Source organism: Lentzea sp. NPDC055074, assembly GCF_053608005.1.
The window spans coordinates 52,564-77,736 of sequence record NZ_JBSGUQ010000022.1 but is presented as its reverse complement, the minus strand read 5'-3'; the positions used below and the strand labels follow the sequence as shown (position 1 = coordinate 77,736).

Below are 25,173 nucleotides of genomic sequence, written 5' to 3'. Positions count from 1 at the left end.
CTCAGCGGCCCGCGTAGCGCTTGGCCAGTTCCTCCTCCCGGGCCTCCGGCCACGGGCAGCGGATCTCGCCCTGCGTGGCTGCGAAGAACAGCTCCAGGTGCACGTGCCACGCCGCGAGGGCTTCAGGGCCGTGGGCGTTCTCCTGGACGAGGGTGACCGTGGTGCCCTGCAGTGGCACGTGGTCGAACTCCCAGCGCACCTTGCCCTTCGGCTCGCCGTCCTGCAGCCACTCGTACTCCAGCAGGCGGGGTGCCTCGGACCTCGTGACCTCGCCCGGCGTGATGCCGGGGTGTGCGGCGCGGACCGGTACGCCTCGCTCGTCGCCCTCGGTGAGGAGCTTCCAGACGTCGTCCAGCGGCGCCCAGACCAGGTCGCGTTCGAAGCGGACGCCCTGTGGTTCGTCGGTGCCCTCGTCGAGGTTGAAGTGCCGGACGTAGTGCTCGATGCGCGACAGCCGGTCCGTCGGTGGCTCGAACTTCGTGCCGTCAGCGTGAGCTACCAGTGCGTCCAGGCAGGTGGCCCAGCCGGGTGCGTCGCGGCCGATCGACAGCCTGTTCGTGACGACCGCCGTGAAGACCAGCACGCAGCCCTCGGCGTTCGGGAGGATCTCGAAGCGCAGCACGTCGTTCAGCCAGCGGAAGGCGAAGACCTTCGGCGGGTCGGACTCGAGCAGCTCGCCCTCGCCGCCGTCGGCGTCCACCGGTGCCTCGTCCGGGAACGTGAAGCGCATCGTCCGGCCGTCGATGTCGACCTCGGCCGGGAACCAGTGCTTCATCTCGGCCGGATCGGTGACGACCCGCCAGACCTTCTCCGGCGAGTGCCGCAGTGTGCGCTCGAAGCGCAGCACGGGCTTGCCCTCGATCATCCGCAGTTCGGCGTCCACGGTCAGTCCCCTTCGATCTCGTCGAGTCGGCGTTCCAGTGCGTCGAGGCTCTTCTCCCACATCCGCCGGTACGGCGCGAGCCAGGCGTCGATCTCGGCCAGCGGCGCCGGCGACACCCGGTACCAGCGTTTCTGGGCGTCGGTGCGCACCTCAACGAGGCCGGCCTCGCGCAGCACCTTCAGATGCTTCGAGACGGTCGGCTGGGTGAGGGTCAGCCGGTCGACGAGGTCGCCGACCGGCCGCTCGCGTTCACGCAGCAGGTCGAGGATCTCCCGGCGACTCGGATCCGCCAGCACAGCGAATGTAGATGCCATGCCAGCAATATAGCTCGGTCGGCATATAGCCGCCACTCAGTCCGCGATGCGGATGGCCACCTCCGTCGTCCACTTGTTCAGGTCCGCCTCCACGGCGGGGTCGGTGAAGTACGTCTCGAGGCGCGCTCCCCACCTGTCGCCGTCGCGGTCGAACCGCACGGCGTGCGCGAGCAGGCCGTCGGTGACGGCCGCCAGCCCGTCCGGACTGCCCTCGTGCAGCACGACCGCGTACTGACCGGCGGGCAGCGTGGCCGTGAACACGTCGCCCTCGCCGGGCACCTCGGCGACGGTCGGGATCCCGGCCTCCAGCTCGAACTCCTCGGCGGTGACGCGTAAGTAGCGCAGGAACGGCGCTCCGGTGACCGGTAACTCGCGATCGGCCAGCCACTGCATGACCTCGGGGAAGCGGTCGGCGACCTTGCCGAACGTCTCCAGCGTCACCGTGCCCCGGACGGCTGCGTAGGGCTGTTCCGCGCGTGTCTCGATGTCCATGTCCACCACGGTAGTCACGAGCACCGACAGAAAATCGGCGTCCGGTGGCCGGGGGTGCCGATTAACGTGAAGTTCATGCACCGCACCCTCTCCGTGGCCAGTTCCCCCGTGCGCGACCTGCTCGCGCTGACGTCCCGTCCGGAGGTCATCTCGTTCGCCGGCGGCCTTCCCGCCCCGGAACTGTTCGACCTGGACGGTGTGCGCGCCGCCTACGACCTGGCCCTGCGAGACCGCTCGGTCCTGCAATACGCGCCCACGGAAGGGAATCAGGCCCTGCGCGAGCTCGTCTCGGCCCGCCTGACCGGCCGCGGGCTGCCCACGTCGGACGTCCTGATCACCACCGGCTCCCAGCAGGCGCTCGCCCTCGTGGCCACCGCGATGCTCGGCCCCGGCGCCGTCGTGGCGGTCGAGGAACCGACGTACCTGGCGGCACTGCAGTGCTTCCGGATGACCGGCGCCCGGATCGTGTCCGTCGCGAGCGACGCCGACGGCCTGGTCCCCGAGTCGTTGAGGTCCGTCGTGGCCAGGGAGAAGCCCGACCTGCTCTACCTGGTGCCGACGTTCGCGAACCCGACCGGCCGCACCCTCTCGGCGTCCCGTCGCGTGGAGATCGCGGAGATCGCCGCCGCTCATGATCTGTGGGTCGTGGAGGACGACCCGTACGGCGAACTGCGCTACCGCGGCTCGGCCATGCCGTCGTTCGCCTCGGTGAGCGACCGGACCATCTACCTGGGCAGCTTCTCGAAGGTCGGCGCGCCCGGGATGCGCCTGGGCTGGCTGAGGGCCCCGGCGGACCTGCTGCGCACTTTGACGATCGTGAAGCAGGCAGCCGACCTCCACACGTCCACAGTGGACCAGGCGGCCGCGGCGGCCTACCTGGCGCACAACGACCTCGACGCCCACATCGCCCGCCTGTGCGTCGAGTACGGTGCCCGCCGCGACGCGATGATCGCCGCGCTGCCCGCCACCATGCCCGCCGGTACGACGTGGAGCGACCCGGACGGCGGCATGTTCGTGTGGCTGCGGCTTACCGGCGACGTGGACAGCGCTGCGCTGTTGAAGGACGCCCTGGCGCACGACGTCGCTTTCGTGCCCGGCGCGGCCTTCTTCGCGACCGAGCCGGACCACGCGACGTTGCGTATGTCGTTCACCAGCAACACGGTGGAGGAGATCGGGGAGGGCATGGCGCGCCTGGCGAAGGTGCTGCTGTAAGCCTGCTGGACGACGAGGCGTTGTGGGGCTCGTCGGTCGTCGCCAACTGCGCGATGAACCGCGAACGAGGGCTGGGGGGCTATCGCCGTGAACTGGGCGCCGACCTCACGCTCAGATCCGGCGCCCGATGGGTGGACCTGTGCTGTGGCTCGGGAAAGGCGCTGGCCGAGGCCGTTCGGGACGACGTGACGATCACCGGGGTGGACCTGGTCGACCACCACGTGCCGGCGCGTGACGGCCTCGAGTTCGTCGTCGCGCCGGTCGACCGGTGGGAGCCCGCGGAGCCTGTCGACCTCGTGACGTGCGTGCACGGTCTGCACTACGTGGGGGACAAGCTCGGCCTGCTGGCGCGTGCCGCGTCCTGGCTCGCGGCCGACGGCCGTCTCATCGCGAACTTCGACGTCGCGAGCGTACGTCGCGCCGACGGGTCCCCACTCGGGCGCGTGCTGACCAAAGCACTGCGGGACAACGGTTTCAGCTACGACAACCGCTGGCGCCTGGTCGGCTTCGAAGGGCCGGGCAGGCCGCGGCTGCCGTTCGCGTACCTGGGCGCCGACGACCGGGCCGGCCCGAACTACACCGGCCAGCCCGCCGTCTTCTCTTGCTACGAGCCGTTATGACGCCTGGGGACCGACGCCGGCCACGCGGTCGACCGCGATGCGCGTGACGAACCCATGGCGACGCCGGTTCGCGGCTATGCGAAGAGTTCCAGCGCGTCCTGGTGGTGGTCGCAGCGGCCGCCACCGGTCGCGATGGTGCAGGGAGCACCCTTCCTCGTGAGGGCACCGCACTGCAACGCCGGGTCATGGATGTGACACAGGCCGTTCGACCCCGCCGTGATCGGGCAGGGCGTGCCCTTCTTCGTGGGCGCGCCGCACGGTTCGCCGCTCAGTTCGCGCGGCTGCCTGGGCTTCGCGGCCTTCTTCGGCTTCGCCGCGGGCTGGGTGACCTCGCGTCCCGTCACTTCCTCGACGCCGCGCACGGCCAGGCGGTCGGCGCGCTCGTTCTCCGGGTGGCCCGCGTGGCCCTTGACCCAGTGCCACTCGACCTCGTGCCGGTTGGCGGCTTCCTCCAGGCGGCGCCACAGGTCGGAGTTCTTGACCGGCTCACGGGCCTTCGTCAGCCAGCCGTTCGCCTTCCAGCCGTGCACCCACGAGGTGATGCCGTTCCGGACGTACGTGCTGTCCGTGTAGAGGTTCACGGTGGACGCACGCGTGAGGCTCTCCAACGCCATGATGGGCGCCATCAGTTCCATGCGGTTGTTCGTCGTCGGGCCGATGTCACCGCCGTACATGTCCTTCTCGTGCGCGCCATAACGCAGCACGGCGCCCCAGCCGCCCGGCCCGGGATTGGGGCTGCACGCACCGTCGGTGTAGATCTCGACCTCCATGCGGCATGAGGCTACCGACGAGGTCCGACAGTCTTGCGCTGGCGGTTGTTGGCGATGATGTGGCGGAACATCTCGACGAGCGCCGGCGCGTTGATCGGCTGGTCGCGGTACACGGAGATCATGCGCGCGGTCTTGTTGCCGTGGCCGCTCGTGATGATGTTGTGCGGGTCCGGCACGATCGCCTTGTCGTAGAGCATCACGTTCACGTGGTCCTTGGTGCCGAGCAACGCGCACACGTTGCCGTCCAGCACGAAGTACGGGCGGTTGGTGAACTTGATCGTCTCCTCGACGGCCGGATCGGCCTCGTGCACGAGCCTGCGCACCTCGCGGCAGATGTCCCGCTGCCAGTCCGGCAGCCCGGCGATGTAGTCGTCCACACGTGTGTCCATAGCCCTATGTCGCAGCCCCTCGCCGTTTCTCGACATGGTGCCTTCTAACGCGGCAACCAGCTCGCCACGTCCGCCATGGCGTCCAGTGTCTCGCCGCTGACCTTGCCCGACGCGGACTCGGTCTCGGCGATGACGATCGTGCTGCCGTCGGTCCGCGACTGGTAGTGCAACCCGGTGAATCGGACGTCCGCCAGGCCGAGCAGCGGGGCGCCGAGCGGGCTGACGTCCCCGGTGCCGTGCACGTCGATCAGCTTCTTGAACTCTCCGGCGTCACGCCGGTTCGGGAAGCCGACCCACGCCACGGACACCACCGCGACGTTGCCCTGGTCGTCGCCGACGGCGAACAGCGTGCGGTCGAGCGACTTGCACGGGTTGCGGACGAAGTGGTCGCGCACCTGACCGAATGAATGCGAGACGCACTCCAACGCGGGTTTGGCCGTGCGCTTGAGCGTCCTCATGTTCAGCTGACGCCACGCGCCGTCGGCGTCACTGTTGCGAGCGGACTTCTTGCCCTCGGACCTGGCTTTGCCGAGATTCACGCCTGCCGAGTCGACGGCGGTCGTGGACGCGCCTCCACCGACCGACAGTCCGCCGGTGAGCGACATCGCCAGGACCCCGGCGGCCACCACGGCGCCCGCCGTGCCCGCGCCCTTGTCCGATCCGCCCCCGGCCCCGCCGATTCTTCGTGCCATCCGTGGCCTCCTTCGGGTGACGAGGACACTGCACGAACCGTGATCAGCGAGGTGAATTGGGTCCAAAACACTCGATCGGGTGATTTGCCTCAGCAGCGCGGACGGCGGCGACCAAGTCCGACTCACGGTTCCGTCAGTTCAGGCGGTCCGGCTCGTCACGGATCGGCGGGACAGCCTCCATGACGTGTCTCAGCAGCGCGATCGGCGTGTTCTCAGGCGTGACCGGCATGTACTCGCTGTAGATCTCCACAGCGCTCCCGTCCTCGCCGTACAGGTCGGGGTGCGCGCCGAGGGAGAAGAACGTCATGCCGTCGCGGTGGTGCGCGATCTCGACCGGCGTGTCCGGTGGGAACCGGACCAGCACCGCGGTCCCGGGCAGGAGCGTGTACTGGTTGGCCCACGGCTCGAAGCACAACCAGAGGGACTGTTGTTCCGCGCGTACGACGAGGTTCATGGCGGCCAGGGTGCAACCTCCACCGCGCTGGAGGTCAACAGCGCGGCAGCGACCAGATCCGCCTCTCGGCCGTGTCGTGCCACGGCCTGCAGCCCGACCGGCAGGCCGCACGAGTCGAACCCGGCCGGGATGCTGATCGCTGGATGTCCGCTGAGGTTGAACGCCCAGGTCAACGCCGTGTTGATGCGTGCACCCGGGCCGTCGTGGCCGTGCGGCGGGCCGGGCGTCGTCGGGGTGAGCAGCAGGTCCGCGGTCTCGAACACCGCGTCCAGGGCGGGATTCGGCCCACAACGGCCGGCGAACCAGTCGTCCGCCGGGTCCTTCAACGCCAGCGGGACGGGCGTCGGGCGTAGGGGAGCGGCTGCCTGCCAGGCGATCGACGCCTGTTCGTCGTCCACCTCGGCGAAGCCCAGGTCCGTCGACCAGACGGCGGAGGGTGTTCCGAACTCGGTGACGCCCAGGTAGGTGGCGAGCAGTGAGGGGTCGCGGGTGAACACGCCGACGGCGGCACGTTCGGCCGAGGTCGTCTTCAGGCCGAACACGCCGCACCAGGCGGCCGGGATGCGGATCGAGCCGGCGCCGTCGACGCCCGTGGCCAGCGGCACGATGCCGGACGCCACCGCGACGGCCGAACCTGCGGACGAGCCGCCTGGCGTCCGCGAGAGGTTCCATGGGTTGCGTGTGAGGCCGCGAGAGTTGCGGCCCCACGTCTGCCACGGGGTGCTGCCGTCGGGCGTTGTGGTCAGTCCGATCGGTGTGCAACCCATGGTCACCAACGACTCTCGGTGGCTGGGGCGTTCGCCTCGTTTCACGGCGATGGGCATGCCTGCGAACGGCAGCGAGGGGTCCACGTCGAGAGAGGGCGTGCGGAACACCTCGTGGAACGCACACAGGGTGGGTTCCACGAGATCCAGCCGTGCCAGCGCCTCGGCGACGCGGTCAGGCATGATCCACCTCGTGAAATGGACTCGCGCTGTGCACCACCTGGCCGAACTCACCGAGAAGTGCGGCGAGCTGCCGAGCTCGTTCTTCCGGTTCCAGGTGGTCGAGGTGTGGGTCTTCGGCGCGCTGCTCGACGTGCCGCGCGACGTCGACGCCATCGAGGTCGCGCTGGTCACCGACCTGCCGGTCGACGAGGTGCCGTGGATGAGCGAGCCCGTCGGCGCCGAGCACTGGGCGAACTCGACGCGGCTGTCGCGCAACCCGTTCGAGGCGCGCTGGCGCTCGAAGGACGCCCCGGTGTGGAACCACCGCATCGAGCGGCCCGCACTCGTCTGGAGCGCGGCGGACGGCATCAACGAGGAAGCGCTCGTGGCGGTCGGTGACGGCACGGGGGAGCTGGTGCGCCAGGCCGCGCCGTCGCCCGAGGAGCTGCGGCAACGGGTCGAGGACGAGCTCGCCGTGAGCCTTCGGGCGGTGCGGCGCGAGAACCAGGCCTACACCGACCACCGCTGGAGCCCCGGCAAGCTCACCCCGTACTCCGACGCCCTGTGGCGCACGACCACCGGGTACCTGGACCTGCTCGACGAGGTCGGCTGAGGCTCCTACCAGCCCCGCGAACGCCACTCCGCGAGTGAAGGACGCTCCTTGCCGAGCGTCGAGTCGTCGCCGTGGCCGGGGTAGAACCACGTGTCGTCCGGCAGCACCGCGAACAGCCGGTCCTCGACGTCGTTGATCAGCGACGCGAAGTTGTCGGCGGACGTGGTCTTCCCCACACCCCCCGGAAAGAGTGAATCTCCGGTGAAGAGGTGCGGGTGGCCGCTCGGGTCGTCGTAGACGACGGCGATCGAGCCCGGGGTGTGGCCCCTCAGGTGGATGATCGAGAGCGGGACTTCTCCCACGTTGATGGTGTCGCCGTGGTCCACGAGGACGTCCGGTGGGACGGGGAGGACGGCGGCGTCCAGCTCGTGCGCGACGGTGCTCGTGCCGTGGGCTCCTGCCAGGGCTCCGAGTGCCTGCCAGTGATCGGCGTGCTGGTGCGTCGTCACGATCGTGCGCAGTCTCGGGCGGTCCGGGCTGAAGCCCAGGAGGTCCGACAGGCGCTCGTGGTCGTTGGCCGCGTCGATGAGCAACGCCTCGTTCGTGGACCGGCAAACCAGCAGGTAGGCGTTGTTGTCCATCGGACCGACGGAGATCTTCGTGATGGTCAGCGCGTCCAGCGTGCGCCGGGCCGCGGGACCCTCTGGATCGACGTGACCGGTGTAGTTCTCGTGTACGTCCACGGTGGCTGACGGTAGTCGCTCGATGCGGCGAGACGCACACCTTCAGGTTGCATACAGGTCTCACTCATAGGGTAAGTAAGGATCAAGCCTCGAAGCCCGTGTACTCCGAATGAACCAGCGAACAGGTCCCCGCCTCTCGTGATTCCAGCGCAACGACAGAAGCCCCGGACGGCCCGCAGGGTCAGCTGGGACGTCCTCCGCGTCGTCGCCATCGGGTGCGTGTTGCTCCACCACGCCACGCTCACGAGCGTCAGCAGTCACCCCGATCTCGGGCCGCTGCCGTTCACCTTCCCGATGTCGATGGGTGCCAGCACGCTGATGGTCGTCTCGGCCTTCTTCGCCTGTGCCTCGCTCAACAGCGGCAAGCCAGGGCAGTTCCTGTGGAGAAGACTCGCCAGACTGCTGCCCGCGTACATGGCGGCGGTGCTGCTCACCTACGCGGTGCAGAGATGGATCGCGCCCGAGGGGTGGAGCCAGCTCGACGGCAGGGACGTCGTCTACAACCTGCTGCTGATCAACCAGTGGATGCCGGACGTCAACATCGTCGACTTCGCCTACTGGACCGTGCCCGTGCAGATCGCCGCGTTCATCGCCGGTGCGGTACTCGTGAAGGTGCTGAGAGGCACGTCGCTGCGTGTCTTCCTGTGGGCGCTCATCGTCACGCCGCTGCTGCTGCGCCCGTTGCTGGACCACTCGCACACGTTGTTCATCGTCTACAACGGGTTCGCGCTGCACAGGGCCCAGTTGTTCGCCGCCGGCATCGCCATCTGGCTGTGGCACAAGGACAGGCTGAAGACGCCGCACCTGGCCGCGCTCCTCGTGGCCACGCTGGTCGCGCAGGCGATTCACACGACCGAGTACGGATCGACGCTCGGCTTCGCCGTGCTGCTGCTCATGGTGTGCGCGGCAGCCGCGGGACCCGACTGGGTGTTCTTCAACCCGATCGCGAAGCCGGTCACGTGGCTCGCGGGCATCTCGTACGGCGTCTACCTCGTGCACCAGCAGATCGGCACCGTGGTGATGGACCGCATGCACGCCGTTGGGCTGCGGTCCTGGTGGATCCTCGCCGGGTTCGTCACCTCGGCGCTGGTGCTCGGCTGGGCGATGACGAAGTTCGTCGAACGCCCCGCCTACCGCCTGCTCACTCAGATCCAGTCGGGTAGGTCCGGCAACTCCCCGCGCAGGTCGGACCCGTCGGTCCTGCCGGTCAGCCACCCCAGGACGGCGCTGGCGGACCCGCTGACGGAGCTGCGGCTCGCCGGGCCGTTGAGCGCCCAGATGCGCTGAGTGCCGTCGGGCAGGGTCACCTCGGCGGCGAACGGCTCGGCCCTGCCCTCGAACTGCTTCACCGCGTCGTCGAGGAACTCCTCGACGAAGTCGGCGGGCAGGTCGCCGAAGCCGACGCCCGCGTTCAGGTCGATGAGGTGGACCCAGATCTCGCGCAGGCGGAACCACGGCACCGTGGACGCCGGGATCGCCTGCCCCTTGGGCGCGGTGACCTCCGAACGCCACGCGTGCGCCGGGAACTCGCGGCACGCGACGTCGAACCGCTGGCACGCGGAGTCGAGGTCGGCCTTGATCACCTGGAGCAGCCGGTGGGAACCCTCTTCGATGTCGGCGTCGCGGTCCGCGCGCGACGCGTAGGCCTGGTGCTCGACCCCGGTCTTCGCCCAGGTGAGCAGGTTCACCAACGCGTCGGCGTTGCGCGCGAGGTGGGTGATGACGTGTCCGCGGGTCCAGCCGGGGAGCAGCGACGCGCCGCGCACGGCGGCCTCGTCCAGCTCCTCGACGACCTCGTACAGCACGTCCGTCGCCTCCCTCACCGCGGTGATGTGCCGGTCCGGCACCCCTCGCGGCGCAGGTACGGACGTGTGCTGCGTGGACGGCGTGTAGGTCATGTGCTGCCTCTCCCCGACGTTGAGGCTCGTGATCGAAGCGTCCAGACTATGGGTAATCCCAGATCAGGGGAATGCGACAGCCACCCGAACCGTTTTTGTCGGGGGTGCGACCTAGCATGGTCGGCGGGTCGGTCGCAGCCTCCGAACCGATGCTAGTACTCTTCGAACGCTTGTTCGGAAGAGTGTGGCGTGAGTGACCCGCCAATCGCAGCCGAAGGGACCCCAGTGGCAGACCGTCTTGTTGTTCGCGGCGCCCGCGAGCACAACCTGCGCGGCGTTGACATCGACCTGCCGCGGGACAGCCTGATCGTCTTCACGGGGCTGTCCGGCTCCGGCAAGTCGAGCCTGGCTTTCGACACGATCTTCGCCGAGGGCCAGCGCCGTTACGTCGAGTCGCTCTCGGCCTACGCGCGCCAGTTCCTCGGGCAGATGGACAAACCGGACGTCGACTTCATCGAGGGCCTCTCGCCCGCGGTCTCGATCGACCAGAAGTCCACGAGCCGCAACCCGCGCTCGACCGTGGGCACGATCACCGAGGTCTACGACTACCTGCGCCTGCTCTACGCCCGCGCCGGCAAGCCGCACTGCCCGCAGTGCGGCGAGGCGATCGGCAAGCAGACGCCGCAGGAGATCGTCGACCAGGTGCTCGCGATGGAGCAGGGCATCAAGTTCCAGGTGCTCGCGCCGGTCATCCGCGGCCGCAAGGGCGAGTACGTCGACCTGTTCCAGAACCTGCAGGGACAGGGCTACTCGCGCGCGAAGGTCGACGGTGTCGTCTACGCGCTCGCCGACGTGCCCAAGCTCAAGAAGCAGGAGAAGCACCACATCGCGGTCGTCATCGACCGCCTGAGCGTCAAGGCCTCCTCCAAGCAGCGCCTCACCGACTCGGTGGAGACGGCGCTGCGGCTCGCGGACGGCCTCGTCGAGCTCGAGTTCGTCGACCTCCCGGAGACCGACCCGAAGCGGATCAGGGGCTTCTCGGAGAACCTGGCGTGCCCCAACGGCCACCCGCTCGCGATCGAGGACCTGGAGCCGCGGTCGTTCTCCTTCAACTCGCCGTACGGCGCGTGCGTGGTCTGCACGGGCATCGGCGTGCGCAAGGAGGTCGACCCCGAGCTCGTCGTGACGGACGACGAGCTGAGCCTGGCCGACGGTGCCATCGCGCCGTGGGCGGGCGGGCAGACCGCGGAGTACTTCCAGCGCCTGCTGCAGTCGCTCGGCGAGACCATCGGCTACCGCATGGACACGCAGTGGCGGCACCTGCCCGCCAAGGCGCAGAAGGCGATCCTGCACGGCATCGACGAGCAGGTGCACGTCCGCTACAAGAACCGCTACGGCCGTGAGCGCTCCTACTACGCGAACTACGAGGGCGTCATCCCGTTCCTCGAGCGGCGCCAGGAGCAGACCGAGTCCGACTACATGCGGGAGAAGTACGAGGGCTACATGCGCGAGGTGCCGTGCCCCGCGTGCGCCGGTACCCGCCTGAAGCCCGAGATCCTCGCCGTCACGCTGCACCACGGCAAGAAGGGTGACCGCTCGATCGCCGAGGTCTGCGCGATGAGCGTCTCGGAGTGCTCCGACTTCCTCGACGGCCTCAAGCTCGGCAAGCGCGAGTCGATGATCGCGGGCGCGGTGCTCAAGGAGATCCAGGCCCGCCTGCACTTCCTGCTCGACGTCGGCCTCGACTACCTCTCGCTCGACCGCGCGTCCGGCACCCTGTCGGGCGGCGAGGCGCAGCGCATCCGGCTCGCCACGCAGATCGGCTCCGGTCTGGTCGGCGTGCTGTACGTGCTGGACGAGCCGTCGATCGGCCTGCACCAGCGCGACAACCACCGCCTGATCGAGACGCTGACGAGGCTCCGCGACCTCGGCAACACGCTGATCGTCGTCGAGCACGACGAGGACACGATCCGCGCGTCGGACTGGGTGGTCGACATCGGTCCCGGCGCCGGCGAGCACGGCGGCAAGGTCGTGCACAGCGGCCCGTACAAGAAGCTGCTCACGAACAAGGAGTCGATGACCGGCGCCTACCTGTCGGGCCGCAAGTCGATCCCGATGCCCGCGAAGCGCCGCAAGATCGACAAGAAGCGCCAGCTCACGGTCGTCGGCGCGCGCGAGCACAACCTGCGCGGCATCGACGTCTCGTTCCCCCTCGGCACGCTGACGTCGGTGACGGGCGTGTCCGGTTCGGGCAAGTCGACGCTGGTCAACGACATCCTGGCCACGGTGCTCGCGAACAAGCTCAACGGCGCGCGCCAGGTGCCGGGCCGGCACACCCGCATCAACGGCCTGAACGAGGTCGACAAGCTCGTGCGGGTCGACCAGTCGCCGATCGGCCGCACCCCGCGGTCGAACCCGGCCACCTACACCGGTGTGTTCGACCACGTCCGCAAGCTGTTCGCGGCGACCACGGAGGCGAAGGTCCGCGGCTACCAGCCGGGCCGCTTCTCCTTCAACGTCAAGGGCGGCCGCTGCGAGGCGTGCGCGGGCGACGGCACGATCAAGATCGAGATGAACTTCCTCCCGGACGTCTACGTCCCCTGCGAGGTCTGCAAGGGCGCGCGGTACAACCGCGAGACGCTGGAAGTGCACTACAAGGGCAAGACGATCTCCGAGATCCTCGACATGCCGATCGAGGAGGCGGCCACGTTCTTCGAGCCGATCAACGCCATCCACCGCCACCTGAAGACGCTGGTCGAGGTCGGTCTGGGCTACGTGCGCCTGGGCCAGCCGGCGCCGACGCTGTCCGGTGGTGAGGCGCAGCGCGTGAAGCTCGCGTCGGAGCTGCAGAAGCGCTCGACGGGCAAGACGGTGTACATCCTCGACGAGCCCACGACGGGCCTGCACTTCGAGGACATCCGCAAGCTGCTGGGCGTGATCAACGGCCTGGTGGACAAGGGGAACAGCGTCATCGTCATCGAGCACAACCTCGACGTCATCAAGACGTCCGACTGGATCGTCGACATGGGTCCCGAAGGGGGCTCCGGCGGCGGTATGGTCGTAGCAGAGGGCACGCCCGAGCAGGTCTCGCAGGTCGAGAAGAGCTACACGGGGCAGTTCTTGCTGCAGGTGCTCGAAAACGAGGAGGTGTCGGCAGCAGGGTGATGATTCCACTCGATGCGCTGGCCCACCGCGAGCGCGCCATTCAGGCGTCGCGCGGAGAGCCCTTGGCGTACCCCTTCAGCCTCGTGGAGGCGCTCGACTCGTCGGAGCAGGCACTCCGCCGCGTCGCGGCTGTCAGCTGGTTGCGGACCCTGGAACGGCTTCCTCATCTAGTCGACAAGTGAACACCTGCGGCCTAGTGAGGCCCTTGAGCCTCACTAGAGCCGTAGTACACGCGGTGGGGAATTTCCCGGTCACCTGTGAGTTCGGTCGGGAAACTGTCACTCCGCCGAGCTATCCGGGATGATGGCGGCCGTGTCACTCAACCGCTATCGCTTCCACAGCGTGTGGCACGTCGACGCGTCTCCGGCTGATGTGTACGAGGTGCTGTCCGACATCGCGAACTACCCGCTGTGGTGGCACGAGGTCCGGAAAGCCACGAAGATCGACGACGAGACCGGCGAGCTCCGCTGCCGGTCGTTCCTGCCGTTCGACCTCGTCGTGCAGGTCAAGCACAGCATCCGCAACCAGCAGGCCGGCCTGCTCCGGGCGACGCTGTCCGGTGACCTCGAGGGCTACGCGAGCTGGGAGATCACCGGCCGCGACGGTGGCACGGACCTCCACTTCGACCAGGAGGTGGTGGTCAACAAGGCGCTGTTGCGGCGCCTGGTGCTGATCGCCAAGCCGTTCTTCCGCGGCAACCACGACATGATGATGCGTGGCGGGTTCAAGGGCCTCAAGCAGGCTCTCGAAGCCAAGGCCGCCAGCCGTCCGGAGTCCTAGTCACCAGTTGTCGCCCAGCCGCACGACCGCTCGGTCGGCGTTGCGCTCGCACTGCAGCGGGTTGGCCACGTTCGCGCGATCGGGCATCGGGTACTTGGAGCACGTCCACTCGTCGGTGATCCAGAACGTCCCGGTGCCCTGCGTCTGACCCGCGCGGGCCGCGGCGAGGTACCGGTCGGCGATGTCGATCGCGACGGGGCAGCCGACATCGTTCATGTCGGTCACCTTCGTGACGTCGTCGGCGTCACGGCAGACGACCGGGTCGGGCGTGCAGCCCATGTTCCAAGCTTTCCAGACCTCCTTGGGGATTTCGCCGCAGGGGAACCCCGCCGTGCCCGTCATCCACATCTGCCACTTCCCGTCCTTCAGTTCGAAGATGACTGGGAACGACTGAGTGACACCCGGTGGCTCGAGGGCACCGAAAGCGCTCACGTACCGGTCTTGCTGGCAGTTGATGTCGTCGTAGAAGGTCTTGTACCCGTCGACTTCCGGAGGAAGGGGGTAAGCCGCCATCAGCACCTCCTGCGTCACGAGCTCGCAGGGCGACTTCGGCAGCACGACCTCCTGCGCCACCAACGAGGTCGGCACCGACACCTCTTTCATGGTGGTGACGAGCTCGGCGGTGTCGTCGGTGAAACGGGTGGCCTGCGCCTCGGTCGCGTCGGCGACGGTCTTCAGGACCTTGGCCTGCTCGGAGGTCAGCTTGTGCCCGACGAAGCGGAAGTCGATCTTCACACCGGCTCGTCCGGCGTGCTCCCTGATGATCGTGCGCACCTCGTCGGCGCTCTTGCCGCACGCGTCGGCGCCGCCGCGGGCGACCACGACGATCCGGTTGGTCTCGCTGCCGCGCAACGGATAGGTGCGCGCGAAGTCGTCGATCGCCGCGACGACACCGCTGAGCAACGTGGGCTTGCCCTTCGGGGTGATCGCGCGGGCCACGTCGCCGATCTTCGCCGCCTGACCGGTGCCGGGCGTGACGAGTTCTTCGGTGTCGGGGGCGTCGCACGTGCCACCGAAGCGGCGCAACGCCAGCGCGTCGTCCGGCGACATGTTCGCGGCCGCCGTGCCGACGGCGTCGGCGATGTCGCGGAAGTCCGCGGACTCGGAGGAGTCGACGAGGAACGTGGTGCGGTGGGCGGGGGTCAGGACCAGGTACAGGCCGCCGCTGACCAACGCCAGCACCACGACCACCGCCGCTCCCGCGAGCCACCACCGTCTCATCGCGCGCCCCCAGGCCCCTGGGCGCGCAACGAGGTGAGCGCCTCGGTCATCTTCTGCGCCTCGGCGTTGTACGCGGCCGCGGCACGGGTGTAGACGTCGAGCGGGCCGGCCAGGTTCCCTCCCGAACGAGCTGTGCCGAGCAACGCCTCCGCGCCCGCGACCACCTCGTCCTGCAACGTGCGCAGCCGCACCGACATGTCCCGCAACCGCACCGCGTCCGGTGAGGCGGTGCGGCCGTCGAGGTCCTCGATCTCTAAGTCGACGACGGCGGCGCGGGCCTGTGCCAGCGCGGACTCGGCGAGGTCGAAACGGCCGTCCTCCACCGACTTCGTCGCCGAGTTGAGCTTGTCCACGGTCGGGTTCAGGACGTTGACGACCGACTGCGACGAGCGCAGCACCGGCTCGATGGTGGTGAACCACGCGAGCACGCGCTTCAGTTCTTCCGGCGAGTCGGTGAACGCCGGTTCCTGCTGCTCGAGCTGGGCGGCCAGCCGGGTCAGCTGGTCACCGCCGTCGCCTACCTGGTAGCCGATGAACCGGAACTCGATCGACAGCCCGGCTGCCGCGACGCGGTCGCGGATCTGGCCCTGGACGAACTCGTCGTCGGGGTCGCACGCGTCCTTGCCGTGCCTCGTCACGACGATGATCCGGTTGACCTGCTTGGCCTTCAGCGACAACGGGGTGCTGAAGTCGCTGACCGCCTCGACGATTCCGCGCTGCAGCGTGGCCTTGGTGCTCTGCCGCACCGATCGGGCGGCCTCGGCGATCTCCTGCCGGTTGCCCGTGCCGAACCCGACGAGCTGCGTCGTGTTGTCGTCCGCCCCGCACTCACCGCCGAAGCTGCGCAACGACTGGGAGTCGTTCTCGCCCGAGTTGCCGACGACGGTCGTCAGCGCACCGGTGACGCTCGCCAGATCCCCTGCCGCGGCGTCGATCAGGAACATCGTCTTGTAGGTGGGCGCGAACATCGGGACGATCCACCGCACCACGACGAAGCTCGTGCTGACGATCAGGACCCCGGCGAGCAGAACGACCAGCAGCCGTCGCACGCTCTTCGGCAGTTCCCAGAAGGTGTTCCACTGCCGGGCGTTGTCGCCGACGACGACGCCCCTGGACTTGCTGACCTTCACCGTGTACTTGGCATCGGCGGCGGACTTCGCCAGTTTCCCGTGCGCCCTCTCGATCTCCTCGGACGTCGTCGTAGGCAGCTTGTTGGCCGCGTCGACGGGGAGTCCGTTCTCGTCCATGCGAAAACGGTACAGAGTTTGGGGGGAAAGGAAGTCAGGTTCGCGCAGACAGGTGCCGCACGAGCAGTCCCAGCTGCTGCGCGTACTTCGCGGCGAACTCCGGAGTCGCGGGATCCTCTCCGGTGATCTGGCCGGCGCTCTGCCGCAGCGTCAACGGTGCGGAGGCCGCCGCCATCAGGGCGAGCAGCAGGAACGCGGGGTCGATGCCGTCCGGCAGTTCACCGGCGGCCTGCCGTGCCCGCATCTGTTCCACCTGGGCCTGGAAGAACTCCTCGTCGGTGGGCGGGCTGTCGCCCGCGAGGTTCGCCCACGCCCACATGCGGCCGTGGTCGGTGAGCGTGGTCATCACGAACCCCGCCACCACCTCGTCCAGCGCCTGGCTCCGGCTCGCGAGCTCGGCCGCGGAGGAGTGCCAGCTCGTGGCGAGCTCCTTGTAGATGCCTTCCTTGCCACCGAAGTAGTAGGAGATCAGCTGCTTGTTGACGCCCGCCCGTGCCGCGATGTCGGTGGTGCGCGTGGCCGCGTACCCCTTCGCACCGAACTCCGCCGCGGCCGCCTCCAGCAGCAGGGCCCGCGTGCGTTCCGGGTCGCGCTTGCGCTCCGAGGCGCGGGGAGAACGGCGTTGATCCACGGTGTCACGGTAGCCGACGGCCTACTTTCAACCAATGAGTTGACTTAATCAACCAAGCGGTTGAAACTTGGCGGCATGAGGATCGCAGTGATCGGCGGGGGAATCGGCGGGCTGTGCCTGGCGCACGGGTTGCGCAAGGCCGGCGTGGACGTGGCGGTGTACGAACGCGATCTCTCGCGCACGGACCGCCTGCAGGGGTATCGGGTGCACATCAACCCGCACGGTGCCGCTGCGTTGAGAGAGTGCTTACCGGCGGCGAACTGGCAGCGGTTCGAGCAGAGCGCGGGATCCAGTGAGAACGGGTTCGGCTTCCTGACCGAGCAGCTCACGCCGTTGCTCGTGCTCGACCCGGACGAGGAGAAGCACTACTCCGCCAGCCGGATCACGCTCCGGCAGGTGCTGCTCGACGGGCTGGACGTCAAGTTCGGCAAGCGGTTCGAGCGCTACGAGCACAACGGTGATGGCATCACGCTGCACTTCGAGGACGGCACGACCGTCGAGTGCGACGTGCTCGTGGGCGCGGACGGCATCCGGTCGCGCGTGCGCGGCCAGTACCTGCCCCATGCCGGAACCGAGCCGGTCGGGATCACCGCGGTCGCGGGGAAGCTCTTCCTCGACGAGCACGACTGGATTCCCGAGAGGCTGCTCGTCAGAGCCAACTCGATCATCCCGACCAGCGCGTGCGGCATGTTCCTGGTGGCGCACGACGGGTTGGGCTACTCCGACGACGACGGCGTGCTGTTCGACAACGTGCGTCCGTACCTGATGTGGGCGTACGCGGCCAAAGACCTCGACATCACCAACGGCCTGCAGTCCGAGGTGCTGCGCAGGATCGAGAGGTGGAGTCCCGACCTGCGCAGGATCGTGGGGTCCTCGCACCCGGAGACGGTCAGCGAGTGGCGCATCAGGTCGTCGAAGCCGATCGCGCGTTGGGAGAGCACGAACGTCACGCTGCTCGGCGACGCGATCCACGCGATGACGCCGATGCGAGGTGTCGGGGCGAACGTCGCTCTCCGGGACGCGCAGCTGCTCGCGCGGTGCATCGCCGAGGGCGGTGACGCGATCGCCCGGTACGAGGCGGAGATGTACGAGTACGGGTTCGCGGCGGTACGGGACTCGCTGCGGGCTGCGAGGCAGTTCGCGGAGGGTGGCCCGGTCTCGCGCACCCTGTTCCGCACGGTGCTCAGGACGGCCGCGGCGGTGCCCGCGTTGAAGCGCGCGATGTTCTAGAAAAAAGTTTGAACCGTTCTGGCCTCCCCTGCGTGTGATGGGCGTTGGAGTGCAAGAGCCAGGAGGTTCAGGATGATCCGCAAGAGCGTTGTGGTCGTCGCGCTGGGGTTGATCTCGCTGACCGCCTGCGCGGGAACGCCGGAGAGCAAGCCGGTGGCACAGCAGCAGCAAGAAGGCGTTGTGGCACTGAAGATCGCGGAGATCGCGGACCTCGGTCCAGTTGTCACCGACGACCAGGGCTTCACCCTCTACCGCTTCGACGGCGACAGGCCGGGGGAGTCCACTTGCGACGGTGAGTGCGCCGCGGCCTGGCCTCCCGCCACGGTCGAGGGCGAGAACTTCTCGGTGGACGGCGTCGACAAGGGCCTGACCGGGTCGATCGTCCGCAAGGACGGCAGCCGCCAGCTCACCGTCGACGGCATGCCGCAGTACCGGTTCGCCAAGGACACCAAGCCTGGCGAGACCAAGGGGCAGGGCCTGCAGGGCAAGTGGTTCGCCACCGGCACGAACGGCGCACGCACCCAGCTCGCCGCGCGGACCGGGGTCATCGGCGGACTCGGCGCGGTGCTGACCAACAACGCGGGCCTCACGCTCTACCGGTTCGACGGTGACACGGCCCAGCCTCCGACGTCCACTTGCGACGGTGGCTGCGCCGAGATCTGGCCGCCGGTGGTCGTCGAGGGCGACACGCCGCGGGTGAAGGGCGTCGACCCGAAGCTGCTCGGAACGGTCGACCGCAAGGACGGCAAGAAGCAGCTCACGGTCGCGGGCTGGCCGCAGTACGTGTTCAAGAACGACAGCAGGCCCGGTGAGGCCAAGGGCGTCACGGTGCCGAAGTGGTTCGCCACCGCCACCGACGGCAAGAAGGCCCAGCAGAACAAGGCGATCGCGTTGACCAGCGCGACCGTCGCGGATCTCGGTGTCGTCGCCACGGACAAGGACGGCATGACGCTCTACCGGTTCGACAACGACTCCGCGGAGCCGCCGACGAGCACCTGCTCCGGTGACTGCGCGGTGCAGTGGCCGCCCGCCTTCGTCAGCGAGGGCTTCCAGGTGCAGGGCGTGGAGGCCTCGCTCGTGGGGACGATCGAGCGGGACGGGAAGAAACAGCTCACCATCGCGGGGTGGCCGCAGTACCTGTTCGCAGGGGACGAGGTCTGCGGTGATGCCAACGGGCAGGGCGTTGGCGGAAAGTGGTGGGCCACCAAGGCCGACGGAAGTCGCGCCGGCCGGTAAGAGGGGAGAGGAAGGACCCCGGCGGCATGCCCGCCGGGGTCCTTCTTTCACTTCAGGCGCAGCAGAAGTGCCTGCTCCGGTTCGAGCACCGGCAGCTGGATCCCGACCTCCGACAGCACGGAGCCGGGCAGGTCCACCGGGGCCCAGTCCGCCGGACGGCGCTGGCACAGCGCGGGATGCCCGGCCGGAGCGTCGAACGACACCCGGTACGTCCGCGCGGGGTCGAGCCCGGGCAGCCGCACCCGGCGCGGCTTGTTCTGCACCGACGTCGCGATCTGCACGTACCCGAACAGCGCCTCGGACCGGTCGGGGGCGACGACGCCGTGCACCCACGCCGAGGAGTCCGGGTGGTCGGCGTGCACCGTGACACCGGTGTGCACCAACGACCGCACGTCCTTGTAGTACTCGATAGCGGCCTGCAGCCCAGCGCGTTCCTCGTCGGTCGCCGAGTTGATGTCCCACTCGATCCCGAAGTGCCCGAACATCGCCGTGACCACGCGGAACGACAGGTCGTGCACGCGCCCGGTCGTGTGCGACTTCGTGGGGCCGACGTGCGCGCCCATCAGCTCCGGTGGCAGGAACACGCCGGTCCACCGCTGGATCAGCTGGCGCTCCAGGGCGTCGTTGCAGTCCGACGTCCACACGCGGTCGGTGCGCGAGAGCACGCCGAGGTCGATCCGCCCGCCACCGGACGAGCAGCTCTCGATCTCCACGTGCGGGTGCCGCAGCCGCAGTTCGTCGAGCAGCCGGTAGAACGCGGCTGTCTGCTCGTGCACGCGCGACCCGATCAGGTCGCGGTTGTGGTCCCACTTCACGAACGCGATGTCGTTGTCCGCCAGCACGGACGACACCCGGTCGAGGATGTACGCGTACGCCTCGGGGTGCGCGATGTTCAGCACCTGCTGGTTGCGCGACGACGGCGGCAGCACGCCGGGACGTGGCCCGAGCACCCAGTCCGGGTGGGCGCGGTAGAGGTCGGAGTCCGTGTTGACCATCTCGGGCTCGAACCACAGCCCGAACTCCATGCCGAGCGCGCGGACGTGCTTGATCAACGGCGTCAGCCCGTCCGGCCACACCGTCTCGTCGATGAACCAGTCACCGAGGCCCGCGGAGTCGTCGCGGCGGTGCCGGAACCAGCCGTCGTCCAGCACGAACCGCTCGACCCCGATGGCGGCGGCGGTGTCGGCCAGCGAGGTCAGGCGTGCGAGGTCGTGGTCGAAGTAGACCGCCTCCCACGTGTTGAGCACGACCGGGCGGGGGCGCAGCCGCCGTTCCCGCAGCTGCTGGTGGAACGCGGCGCTGATGCCGTCGATGCCGGTGGACGAATAGGCCGCGTAGACCCACGGCGACTCGTACTCCTGGCCTGGCTCGAGGATGATCTCGCCCGGTAGCAGCAGCTCGCCGCCGCCCAGGACGGGCGAGCCGTCGACCAGGTTCTCCGCGTACGTCACGTGGTTGCCGCTCCACGCCACGTGCAGCGCCCACACCTCGCCGTCGCGGAACGAGAACCCCGGCGTGCCCGCCAGCAACCCGATCGTCGCGTCGTGCCCGGTGCGTCCGCGTCGGCTCTCGCGCACCCAGGAGCCGTACTGCAACGCCTGCCGCTGCGGCGCGCGCTCGCGGCTCCAGCGTCCGGTGAAGTCGAGCAGCTCGGTGGCGTGCGAGGGAATGGGGAGCGCGGTTTCCAGGCCCTCCACCGCGTACGGCGTCTCGCCGTCGTTGCGCACGACGTGGCGCAGCCGCAGCATGCCGGACGGCAGCAGCTCCAGCGAGCCGGTCACGGTCAGTCCGGCGGCCTCGTCCGAGGCGACGTAACGGAAGATCGAGTCGTCCTCGCCGGAGAACGACGTCACCGCCAGCTCCGGGGCGAAGTGCTCGCCGCCGCGGTGGCCGCGCAGTCCGGGCCGCCCCGCGTACCCGGCGCCGGCGTCGGGCAGCAACGCGAGCGGCACGGGCGCGTCCGGCGCGTTGTTCGGGTTGGTCCACGACACGGCGCCGACCAGGCCGCGCAAGGCCGCCTGGTCGACGTCTCCGAGCGTGCGCCCCCAGTGCGTCACGACCGGCAGGCTCGCGCCCGCGAGGGTGATGACGACGCTGGAGGTGTCGTCGTGCAGGTGCACGACCTCCGTGTTGCTCATGCGGGCCCCGTCCACATCAAACACAAATGAACATTGCGCCGATCCTCGGATGTGGAACGGGTGGTGTCAAGCGTTCGAAGCTGTTCGTTTGTGTCTTAGCTCGTGCAGTTCGGGGCTTGCTTGTACGCCTCGTCCAGCACGGGGTGGGCGTCGCGCAGATCGCCCAGGCCAGGGCCCTCCGGCAGCCACGACACGACCTCGGCGCCGGCGAGCAGCGCGGGCGCGTCGATGCCCTGAGGAGGGAACCTCTGCACGTTGTCCAGGTACTCCTGGAGCTTCGGCACGATCTCGGCCAGACCCTTGCGGTGCCCGGCGACCAGCTCGTCGCCGCGGGGGACGGGGGACGGACCGACTCCGTCGTACGCCGCCTTCGCCTGCGCGTACATGTCGCGCAGCTTGGTCACGTACGCGAGCACGGCAGGCCGGTCGGCCTCGGTCGGCTGCTGGCCCTGAGCGAACTTCGGCCCCGTCGCGACCACGGCGCTGACGGTGAGGATCGGGTCGTCGGCGGCGCAGATCTGGTCGATCCACGTCAGTACGGCGGCCTTGTCCGGCCCTGTGGGGGAGGGAGGGGGAGACGAAACCGGCGGTGGCGAGGAGCACCCCGCCACCGCCGCGATCACGAGCACGCAGATCAGGTTTCGATGCACACGGCTAGACAACCAGACTGAGCACCGCGGCGACCGCGAAACCGACCACGGAGAGGATGGTCTCCAGGACCGTCCACGACTGCAGCGTCTCCTTCACGGAGAGTCCGAAGTACCGCGACACGATCCAGAACCCGCCGTCGTTCACGTGCGAGGCGATGATCGACCCGGACGCGATCGCCATGACGACGAGCGCGAGCTGCGGCTGCGAGTAGCCCAGGTCCGCCAGCACCGGTGCCACGATGCCCGCCGTCGTCACGATCGCGACCGTCGCCGAGCCCTGCGCGATGCGGATGACGCAGCTGATCACGTACGCCAGCGCGATCACCGGCAGGCCGATGCCCGACAGCTCGTTCGCCAGCGTCTTGCCGATGCCCGTCGCGGCCAGCACGGCGCCGAAGAAGCCACCGGCACCGACCACGAGCAGGATCATCGCGACCGGCTTCAGCGACGCGGCGGACAGCTCCGCGACCTTCTCGCGGGTCATGCCGCGCCGGAAACCCAGCAGCCAGAACGCGAGCAGCACCGAGATCGTCAGCGCCACCGCGGGCGTGCCGAAGAACGTCGCCACCGAGTAGAGCTTCGAGCCCTTGGTGAGCAGGATCGAGCCGAACGTGCCGGCGAGGATCAGCACCAGAGGCAGGCCGATGATCGAGAGCACCAGGCCGAGCGACGGCGGGTCGCGGTCGTCGCCGCCGTTCTCCGCCCGCGCCACCTCGGCCGCCGCCAGCATCTCCTCCGGCACCGGCACGTTGATGCGCTTGCCGATCCAGTACGAGTACAGGACACCGCCGACGAACCACGACGGCAGAGCCACCGCGAGACCCATGATGATGATCCAGCCGAGGGACACGCCCAGCAGACCGGCCGCCGCCACCGGTCCGGGGTGAGGCGGCATGAACGCGTGCATGACCGAGAGCCCTGCCAGCAAAGGCATGGCGAACAGGACGATCGACTTGCCGGACCGCTTCGCCGCCACGTAGACCAAAGGCGCCAGCACGAAGATGCCGATGTCGAAGAAGACCGGAACGCCGAAGATCAGACCGGCGAGGCCGATCGCGACCGGCGCCTTCTTCTCGCCGAACGCGTTCATCAGCTTGTCCATCAGGACCTGCGCGCCGCCGGACGCCTCGAGGATCGCGCCCAGCAACGTGCCGAGGCCGATGATCGCGGCGATGTGCCCGAGAATGGAGCCGAAGCCCTTCTCCAGCAACGAGTCCGAGGCCTTCTGAGCCGACCCGACCAGCGTCTCCACCGGCACGCCCGCCAACAGGGCGACCAGCAGTGCGACGACGATCAGCGCGATGAACGGCTCGACCTTGAACTTGATGATCAGCAGCAACAGCACCGCGATGCTGACTACCGCGAGGGTGAGCAAGCCCCCTGTTGAGTGTTGCAACCAGTCGATCACGGGCGGCTCCTGAGTGAATGGCCTGGCAATGAGCCGGTGGCGGTTCCGTCGTCGATCACCGTCACCCCGTTGCAGAACACGTACGGGATGCCGGCGGCCTGCTGTCGCGGCTCGTCGAACGTCGCCGTGGCGGCGATCGTCTCGGGGTCGAACAGCACCAGGTCGGCCGCGTAGCCCTCGCGGACCAGACCTCGGTCGGTGAGCCGCAAACGCTTGGCCGCGCGGCCGGTGAGGTGCTCGACGCACTCCTCCAGGCTCAGCACGCCCAGTTCGCGGACGTAGCGCGCGAAGTACCGGGGGAACGTCCCCCACGCGCGCGGATGTGGCCGGTCGCCGACCAGCAGCCCGTCGGAGCCGCCGGTGTGCGCCGGGTGTTTCATGATCGCCTGCACGTTCTCCTCGTGGCCCACGTGCATGAGGCACGAGGTACCCATCCGCTCGTCGACCAACACGTCGAAGTAGAGGTCGCCCGGCGCGCGTCCCAGGCGGGCCGCCGACTGGAGCACGCTGGAGCCGACGAGGTGGGCGTTGCGCTCGTTGCGGACGCCGTTGATCTCGATGGAGTCCCAGTCGACCGGCACGCCGTGGCAGCCGTCCGACCCGGTCTCCTCGATCTCGGCCCGGATGCGCTCGCGGGTGTCCACATCGGACAACCTTGCCAGCGCCCGCTCCGGCCCGCCTTCCGTGGCCCACGACGGGAGCAGCGCCGAAAGGTAGGTGGCGCCCGGCAGGTACGGGTAGGTGTCCAGCGAGATGTCGGCGCCGTTCGCCATCGCGTCGTCGAGCAACGCCAGCAGTTCGGGCGCCTTGCCCTTGTTGACCGGGAAGTTCATCGTGGCGTGCGCGAGGTGCAGCGCGCAGCCGGAGCGCTTCGAGACGTCGACCATCTCGGCGTACGCCTCCAGCGCGCCGGCGCCGTAGCTGCGGTGGTGCGGGCTGTAGAAGCCGTTGTGCTGCCCGACGACCTCGCACAGCTGCACGAGCTCGGACGTGTCCGCGTACATGCCCGGCGTGTAGGTCAGCCCGGACGACATGCCCATCGCGCCCTCCGCAAGCGACTGCGCGAGAACGGACCTCATCGTGTCCATTTCGGACTCGGTGGGCCTGCGGTCGTCCCAGCCGACGACGAGCATCCGCAACGTCCCCTGCGGCACCAGGTACGCGGCGTTCACCGCGATGCCCTGGTCGAGGCGGTCGAGGTACTCGCCGACCGAGCGCCAGTTCCAGTCGAAGCCCGGCGGGTCGTCGTTCCAGCCGGCGAGCTGGCCGCGCAACGTCGCGAGCACCTCGTCGTTCACCGGCGCGTACGACAGGCCGTCCTGGCCGAGCACCTCGGTCGTGACGCCCTGCGAGACCTTCGCCAGGTGGTCCGGCTCGGCGAGGACGCGCAGGTCCGAGTGCGAGTGCATGTCGATGAAGCCCGGCGCGAGCACCAGCCCGTCCGCGTCGATCGAGCGGGTGGCCGAGATGCCGCTCCCGATCGACGTGACGACGCCGTCCTTGATCCCCACGTCCGCCTGGTAGGCGGGCGCGCCCGTGCCGTCGGCGATCAGCGGTCCGCGCAGGACGACGTCGTCCATC

Annotated in this window: 24 protein-coding genes and 2 pseudogenes; 9 read left to right on the top strand and 17 right to left on the bottom strand. The window is 68.9% G+C overall.

The features are described from left to right. Position 1: 1 nt before the first annotated feature. The 3 genes from ACWF7A_RS36760 to ACWF7A_RS36750 are packed head-to-tail and all read right to left on the bottom strand — an operon-like array spanning position 2 to position 1,689. A complete protein-coding gene (locus tag ACWF7A_RS36760; protein WP_452255108.1) occupies positions 2-883 on the bottom strand; it encodes an SRPBCC domain-containing protein in 882 nt (293 codons plus the stop codon). A gap of 2 nt (positions 884-885) precedes the next feature. Beyond that, the gene (locus tag ACWF7A_RS36755; RefSeq protein ID WP_452255107.1) at positions 886-1,197 is read right to left on the bottom strand and encodes an ArsR/SmtB family transcription factor; all 312 of its coding nucleotides are present in this window, start codon (positions 1,195-1,197) and stop codon (positions 886-888) included. Between the two features lie 36 nt (positions 1,198-1,233). After that, a complete protein-coding gene (locus tag ACWF7A_RS36750) occupies positions 1,234-1,689 on the bottom strand; it encodes a GyrI-like domain-containing protein (protein WP_452255106.1) in 456 nt (151 codons plus the stop codon). Between the two features lie 75 nt (positions 1,690-1,764). Between ACWF7A_RS36750 and ACWF7A_RS36745 the strand changes: the two genes are divergently transcribed. Next, positions 1,765-2,901, top strand: coding sequence for an aminotransferase-like domain-containing protein (locus tag ACWF7A_RS36745; RefSeq protein WP_452255105.1), 1,137 nt, complete (start codon positions 1,765-1,767; stop codon positions 2,899-2,901). 20 nt (positions 2,902-2,921) lie between these two features. Continuing rightward, the gene (locus tag ACWF7A_RS36740; protein WP_452255104.1) at positions 2,922-3,521 is read left to right on the top strand and encodes a class I SAM-dependent methyltransferase; all 600 of its coding nucleotides are present in this window, start codon (positions 2,922-2,924) and stop codon (positions 3,519-3,521) included. Between the two features lie 326 nt (positions 3,522-3,847). Here ACWF7A_RS36740 and rnhA read toward each other — a convergent pair. From rnhA to ACWF7A_RS36715, 5 genes and pseudogenes are all read right to left on the bottom strand, one after another. After that, positions 3,848-4,291: pseudogene (gene rnhA, locus ACWF7A_RS36735) on the bottom strand (ribonuclease HI); the annotation flags it as partial. A gap of 11 nt (positions 4,292-4,302) precedes the next feature. Beyond that, positions 4,303-4,680: a DUF1801 domain-containing protein gene (locus ACWF7A_RS36730; protein ID WP_452255103.1), complete on the bottom strand. Its 378-nt coding sequence runs from the start codon at positions 4,678-4,680 to the stop codon at positions 4,303-4,305. Positions 4,681-4,724: 44 nt separating this feature from the next. After that, a complete protein-coding gene (locus ACWF7A_RS36725; RefSeq protein WP_452255102.1) occupies positions 4,725-5,372 on the bottom strand; it encodes a hypothetical protein in 648 nt (215 codons plus the stop codon). Between the two features lie 133 nt (positions 5,373-5,505). Further along, positions 5,506-5,826 carry a hypothetical protein gene (locus ACWF7A_RS36720; RefSeq protein WP_452255101.1) on the bottom strand — a complete coding sequence of 107 codons (321 nt, stop codon included), beginning with the start codon at positions 5,824-5,826 and terminating at the stop codon, positions 5,506-5,508. Next, complete coding sequence (locus ACWF7A_RS36715) at positions 5,823-6,773, bottom strand: amidase family protein (RefSeq protein WP_452255100.1); 951 nt, start codon at positions 6,771-6,773, stop codon at positions 5,823-5,825. The genes ACWF7A_RS36720 and ACWF7A_RS36715 overlap by 4 nt, the downstream gene beginning before the upstream one ends. Before the next feature lie 10 nt (positions 6,774-6,783). Between ACWF7A_RS36715 and ACWF7A_RS36710 the strand changes: the two genes are divergently transcribed. Continuing rightward, entirely contained in the window at positions 6,784-7,365 is a 582-nt protein-coding gene (locus ACWF7A_RS36710) for a DUF7711 family protein (protein WP_452255099.1), read from the top strand. A 5-nt stretch (positions 7,366-7,370) separates the two neighbouring features. On the opposite strand, the gene ACWF7A_RS36705 is transcribed toward ACWF7A_RS36710, so the two are convergent. Then, positions 7,371-8,048, bottom strand: a complete 678-nt coding sequence (locus tag ACWF7A_RS36705) for an MBL fold metallo-hydrolase (RefSeq protein ID WP_452255098.1) — start codon at positions 8,046-8,048, stop codon at positions 7,371-7,373. A 138-nt stretch (positions 8,049-8,186) separates the two neighbouring features. Between ACWF7A_RS36705 and ACWF7A_RS36700 the strand changes: the two are divergent. Then, positions 8,187-9,146, top strand: a pseudogene (locus ACWF7A_RS36700) (acyltransferase family protein); the annotation flags it as partial. Between the two features lie 47 nt (positions 9,147-9,193). Here the strand turns inward: ACWF7A_RS36700 and ACWF7A_RS36695 are convergent. Further along, positions 9,194-9,946, bottom strand: coding sequence for a maleylpyruvate isomerase family mycothiol-dependent enzyme (locus tag ACWF7A_RS36695; RefSeq protein ID WP_452255097.1), 753 nt, complete (start codon positions 9,944-9,946; stop codon positions 9,194-9,196). Positions 9,947-10,171: 225 nt separating this feature from the next. Between ACWF7A_RS36695 and uvrA the strand changes: the two genes are divergently transcribed. The 3 genes from uvrA (at position 10,172) to ACWF7A_RS36680 (ending at position 13,831) form a co-directional block, all read left to right on the top strand. Beyond that, complete coding sequence (uvrA, locus tag ACWF7A_RS36690; protein WP_452255096.1) at positions 10,172-13,051, top strand: excinuclease ABC subunit UvrA; 2,880 nt, start codon at positions 10,172-10,174, stop codon at positions 13,049-13,051. Further along, the gene (locus tag ACWF7A_RS36685; RefSeq protein ID WP_452255095.1) at positions 13,051-13,233 is read left to right on the top strand and encodes a hypothetical protein; all 183 of its coding nucleotides are present in this window, start codon (positions 13,051-13,053) and stop codon (positions 13,231-13,233) included. Before uvrA ends, ACWF7A_RS36685 begins: the two co-directional genes overlap by 1 nt. 130 nt (positions 13,234-13,363) lie before the next feature. Continuing rightward, positions 13,364-13,831 (top strand): SRPBCC family protein, encoded by a 468-nt coding sequence (locus ACWF7A_RS36680; RefSeq protein WP_452255094.1) that lies wholly within the window; start codon positions 13,364-13,366, stop codon positions 13,829-13,831. On the opposite strand, the gene ACWF7A_RS36675 is transcribed toward ACWF7A_RS36680, so the two are convergent. From ACWF7A_RS36675 to ACWF7A_RS36665, 3 genes are read right to left on the bottom strand one after another with little or no spacing between them, the layout of a single operon-like run. Further along, positions 13,832-15,052 carry a hypothetical protein gene (locus ACWF7A_RS36675; RefSeq protein ID WP_452255093.1) on the bottom strand — a complete coding sequence of 407 codons (1,221 nt, stop codon included), beginning with the start codon at positions 15,050-15,052 and terminating at the stop codon, positions 13,832-13,834. Then, on the bottom strand, positions 15,049-16,299 hold the full coding sequence (locus ACWF7A_RS36670; protein ID WP_452255092.1) for a VWA domain-containing protein: 1,251 nt from the start codon (positions 16,297-16,299) through the stop codon (positions 15,049-15,051). The genes ACWF7A_RS36675 and ACWF7A_RS36670 overlap by 4 nt, the downstream gene beginning before the upstream one ends. Before the next feature lie 34 nt (positions 16,300-16,333). Continuing rightward, complete coding sequence (locus ACWF7A_RS36665) at positions 16,334-16,930, bottom strand: TetR/AcrR family transcriptional regulator (RefSeq protein WP_452255091.1); 597 nt, start codon at positions 16,928-16,930, stop codon at positions 16,334-16,336. Positions 16,931-17,005: 75 nt separating this feature from the next. On the opposite strand from ACWF7A_RS36665, the gene ACWF7A_RS36660 reads away from it, so the two are divergent. Next, positions 17,006-18,160, top strand: coding sequence for an FAD-dependent oxidoreductase (locus tag ACWF7A_RS36660; protein ID WP_452255090.1), 1,155 nt, complete (start codon positions 17,006-17,008; stop codon positions 18,158-18,160). Positions 18,161-18,232: 72 nt separating this feature from the next. After that, positions 18,233-19,396 (top strand): hypothetical protein, encoded by a 1,164-nt coding sequence (locus ACWF7A_RS36655; protein WP_452255089.1) that lies wholly within the window; start codon positions 18,233-18,235, stop codon positions 19,394-19,396. Positions 19,397-19,443: 47 nt separating this feature from the next. Here the strand turns inward: ACWF7A_RS36655 and ACWF7A_RS36650 are convergent, their stop codons facing one another. The 4 genes from ACWF7A_RS36650 to ACWF7A_RS36635 form a co-directional block, all read right to left on the bottom strand. Beyond that, on the bottom strand, positions 19,444-21,534 hold the full coding sequence (locus ACWF7A_RS36650) for an alpha-galactosidase (RefSeq protein WP_452255088.1): 2,091 nt from the start codon (positions 21,532-21,534) through the stop codon (positions 19,444-19,446). A gap of 95 nt (positions 21,535-21,629) precedes the next feature. Further along, on the bottom strand, positions 21,630-22,184 hold the full coding sequence (locus ACWF7A_RS36645; RefSeq protein ID WP_452255087.1) for a hypothetical protein: 555 nt from the start codon (positions 22,182-22,184) through the stop codon (positions 21,630-21,632). A 4-nt stretch (positions 22,185-22,188) separates the two neighbouring features. After that, positions 22,189-23,592, bottom strand: a complete 1,404-nt coding sequence (locus tag ACWF7A_RS36640; RefSeq protein ID WP_452255086.1) for a GntP family permease — start codon at positions 23,590-23,592, stop codon at positions 22,189-22,191. Then, the gene (locus ACWF7A_RS36635) at positions 23,589-25,172 is read right to left on the bottom strand and encodes an N-acyl-D-amino-acid deacylase family protein (RefSeq protein WP_452255085.1); all 1,584 of its coding nucleotides are present in this window, start codon (positions 25,170-25,172) and stop codon (positions 23,589-23,591) included. The genes ACWF7A_RS36640 and ACWF7A_RS36635 overlap by 4 nt, the downstream gene beginning before the upstream one ends. Position 25,173: the final 1 nt, after the last annotated feature.

Coding starts and splice junctions, on each gene's coding strand:
- ACWF7A_RS36755 (WP_452255107.1), bottom strand. CDS start 1,197: ATGGCATCTACATTCGCTGTGCTGGCGGATCCGAGTCGCCGGGAGATC.
- ACWF7A_RS36750 (WP_452255106.1), bottom strand. CDS start 1,689: ATGGACATCGAGACACGCGCGGAACAGCCCTACGCAGCCGTCCGGGGC.
- ACWF7A_RS36745 (WP_452255105.1), top strand. CDS start 1,765: ATGCACCGCACCCTCTCCGTGGCCAGTTCCCCCGTGCGCGACCTGCTC.
- ACWF7A_RS36730 (WP_452255103.1), bottom strand. CDS start 4,680: ATGGACACACGTGTGGACGACTACATCGCCGGGCTGCCGGACTGGCAG.
- ACWF7A_RS36725 (WP_452255102.1), bottom strand. CDS start 5,372: ATGGCACGAAGAATCGGCGGGGCCGGGGGCGGATCGGACAAGGGCGCG.
- ACWF7A_RS36720 (WP_452255101.1), bottom strand. CDS start 5,826: ATGAACCTCGTCGTACGCGCGGAACAACAGTCCCTCTGGTTGTGCTTC.
- ACWF7A_RS36715 (WP_452255100.1), bottom strand. CDS start 6,773: ATGCCTGACCGCGTCGCCGAGGCGCTGGCACGGCTGGATCTCGTGGAA.
- ACWF7A_RS36695 (WP_452255097.1), bottom strand. CDS start 9,946: ATGACCTACACGCCGTCCACGCAGCACACGTCCGTACCTGCGCCGCGA.
- ACWF7A_RS36685 (WP_452255095.1), top strand. CDS start 13,051: ATGATTCCACTCGATGCGCTGGCCCACCGCGAGCGCGCCATTCAGGCG.
- ACWF7A_RS36675 (WP_452255093.1), bottom strand. CDS start 15,052: ATGAGACGGTGGTGGCTCGCGGGAGCGGCGGTGGTCGTGGTGCTGGCG.
- ACWF7A_RS36670 (WP_452255092.1), bottom strand. CDS start 16,299: ATGGACGAGAACGGACTCCCCGTCGACGCGGCCAACAAGCTGCCTACG.
- ACWF7A_RS36660 (WP_452255090.1), top strand. CDS start 17,006: ATGAGGATCGCAGTGATCGGCGGGGGAATCGGCGGGCTGTGCCTGGCG.
- ACWF7A_RS36655 (WP_452255089.1), top strand. CDS start 18,233: ATGATCCGCAAGAGCGTTGTGGTCGTCGCGCTGGGGTTGATCTCGCTG.
- ACWF7A_RS36650 (WP_452255088.1), bottom strand. CDS start 21,534: ATGAGCAACACGGAGGTCGTGCACCTGCACGACGACACCTCCAGCGTC.
- ACWF7A_RS36635 (WP_452255085.1), bottom strand. CDS start 25,172: ATGGACGACGTCGTCCTGCGCGGACCGCTGATCGCCGACGGCACGGGC.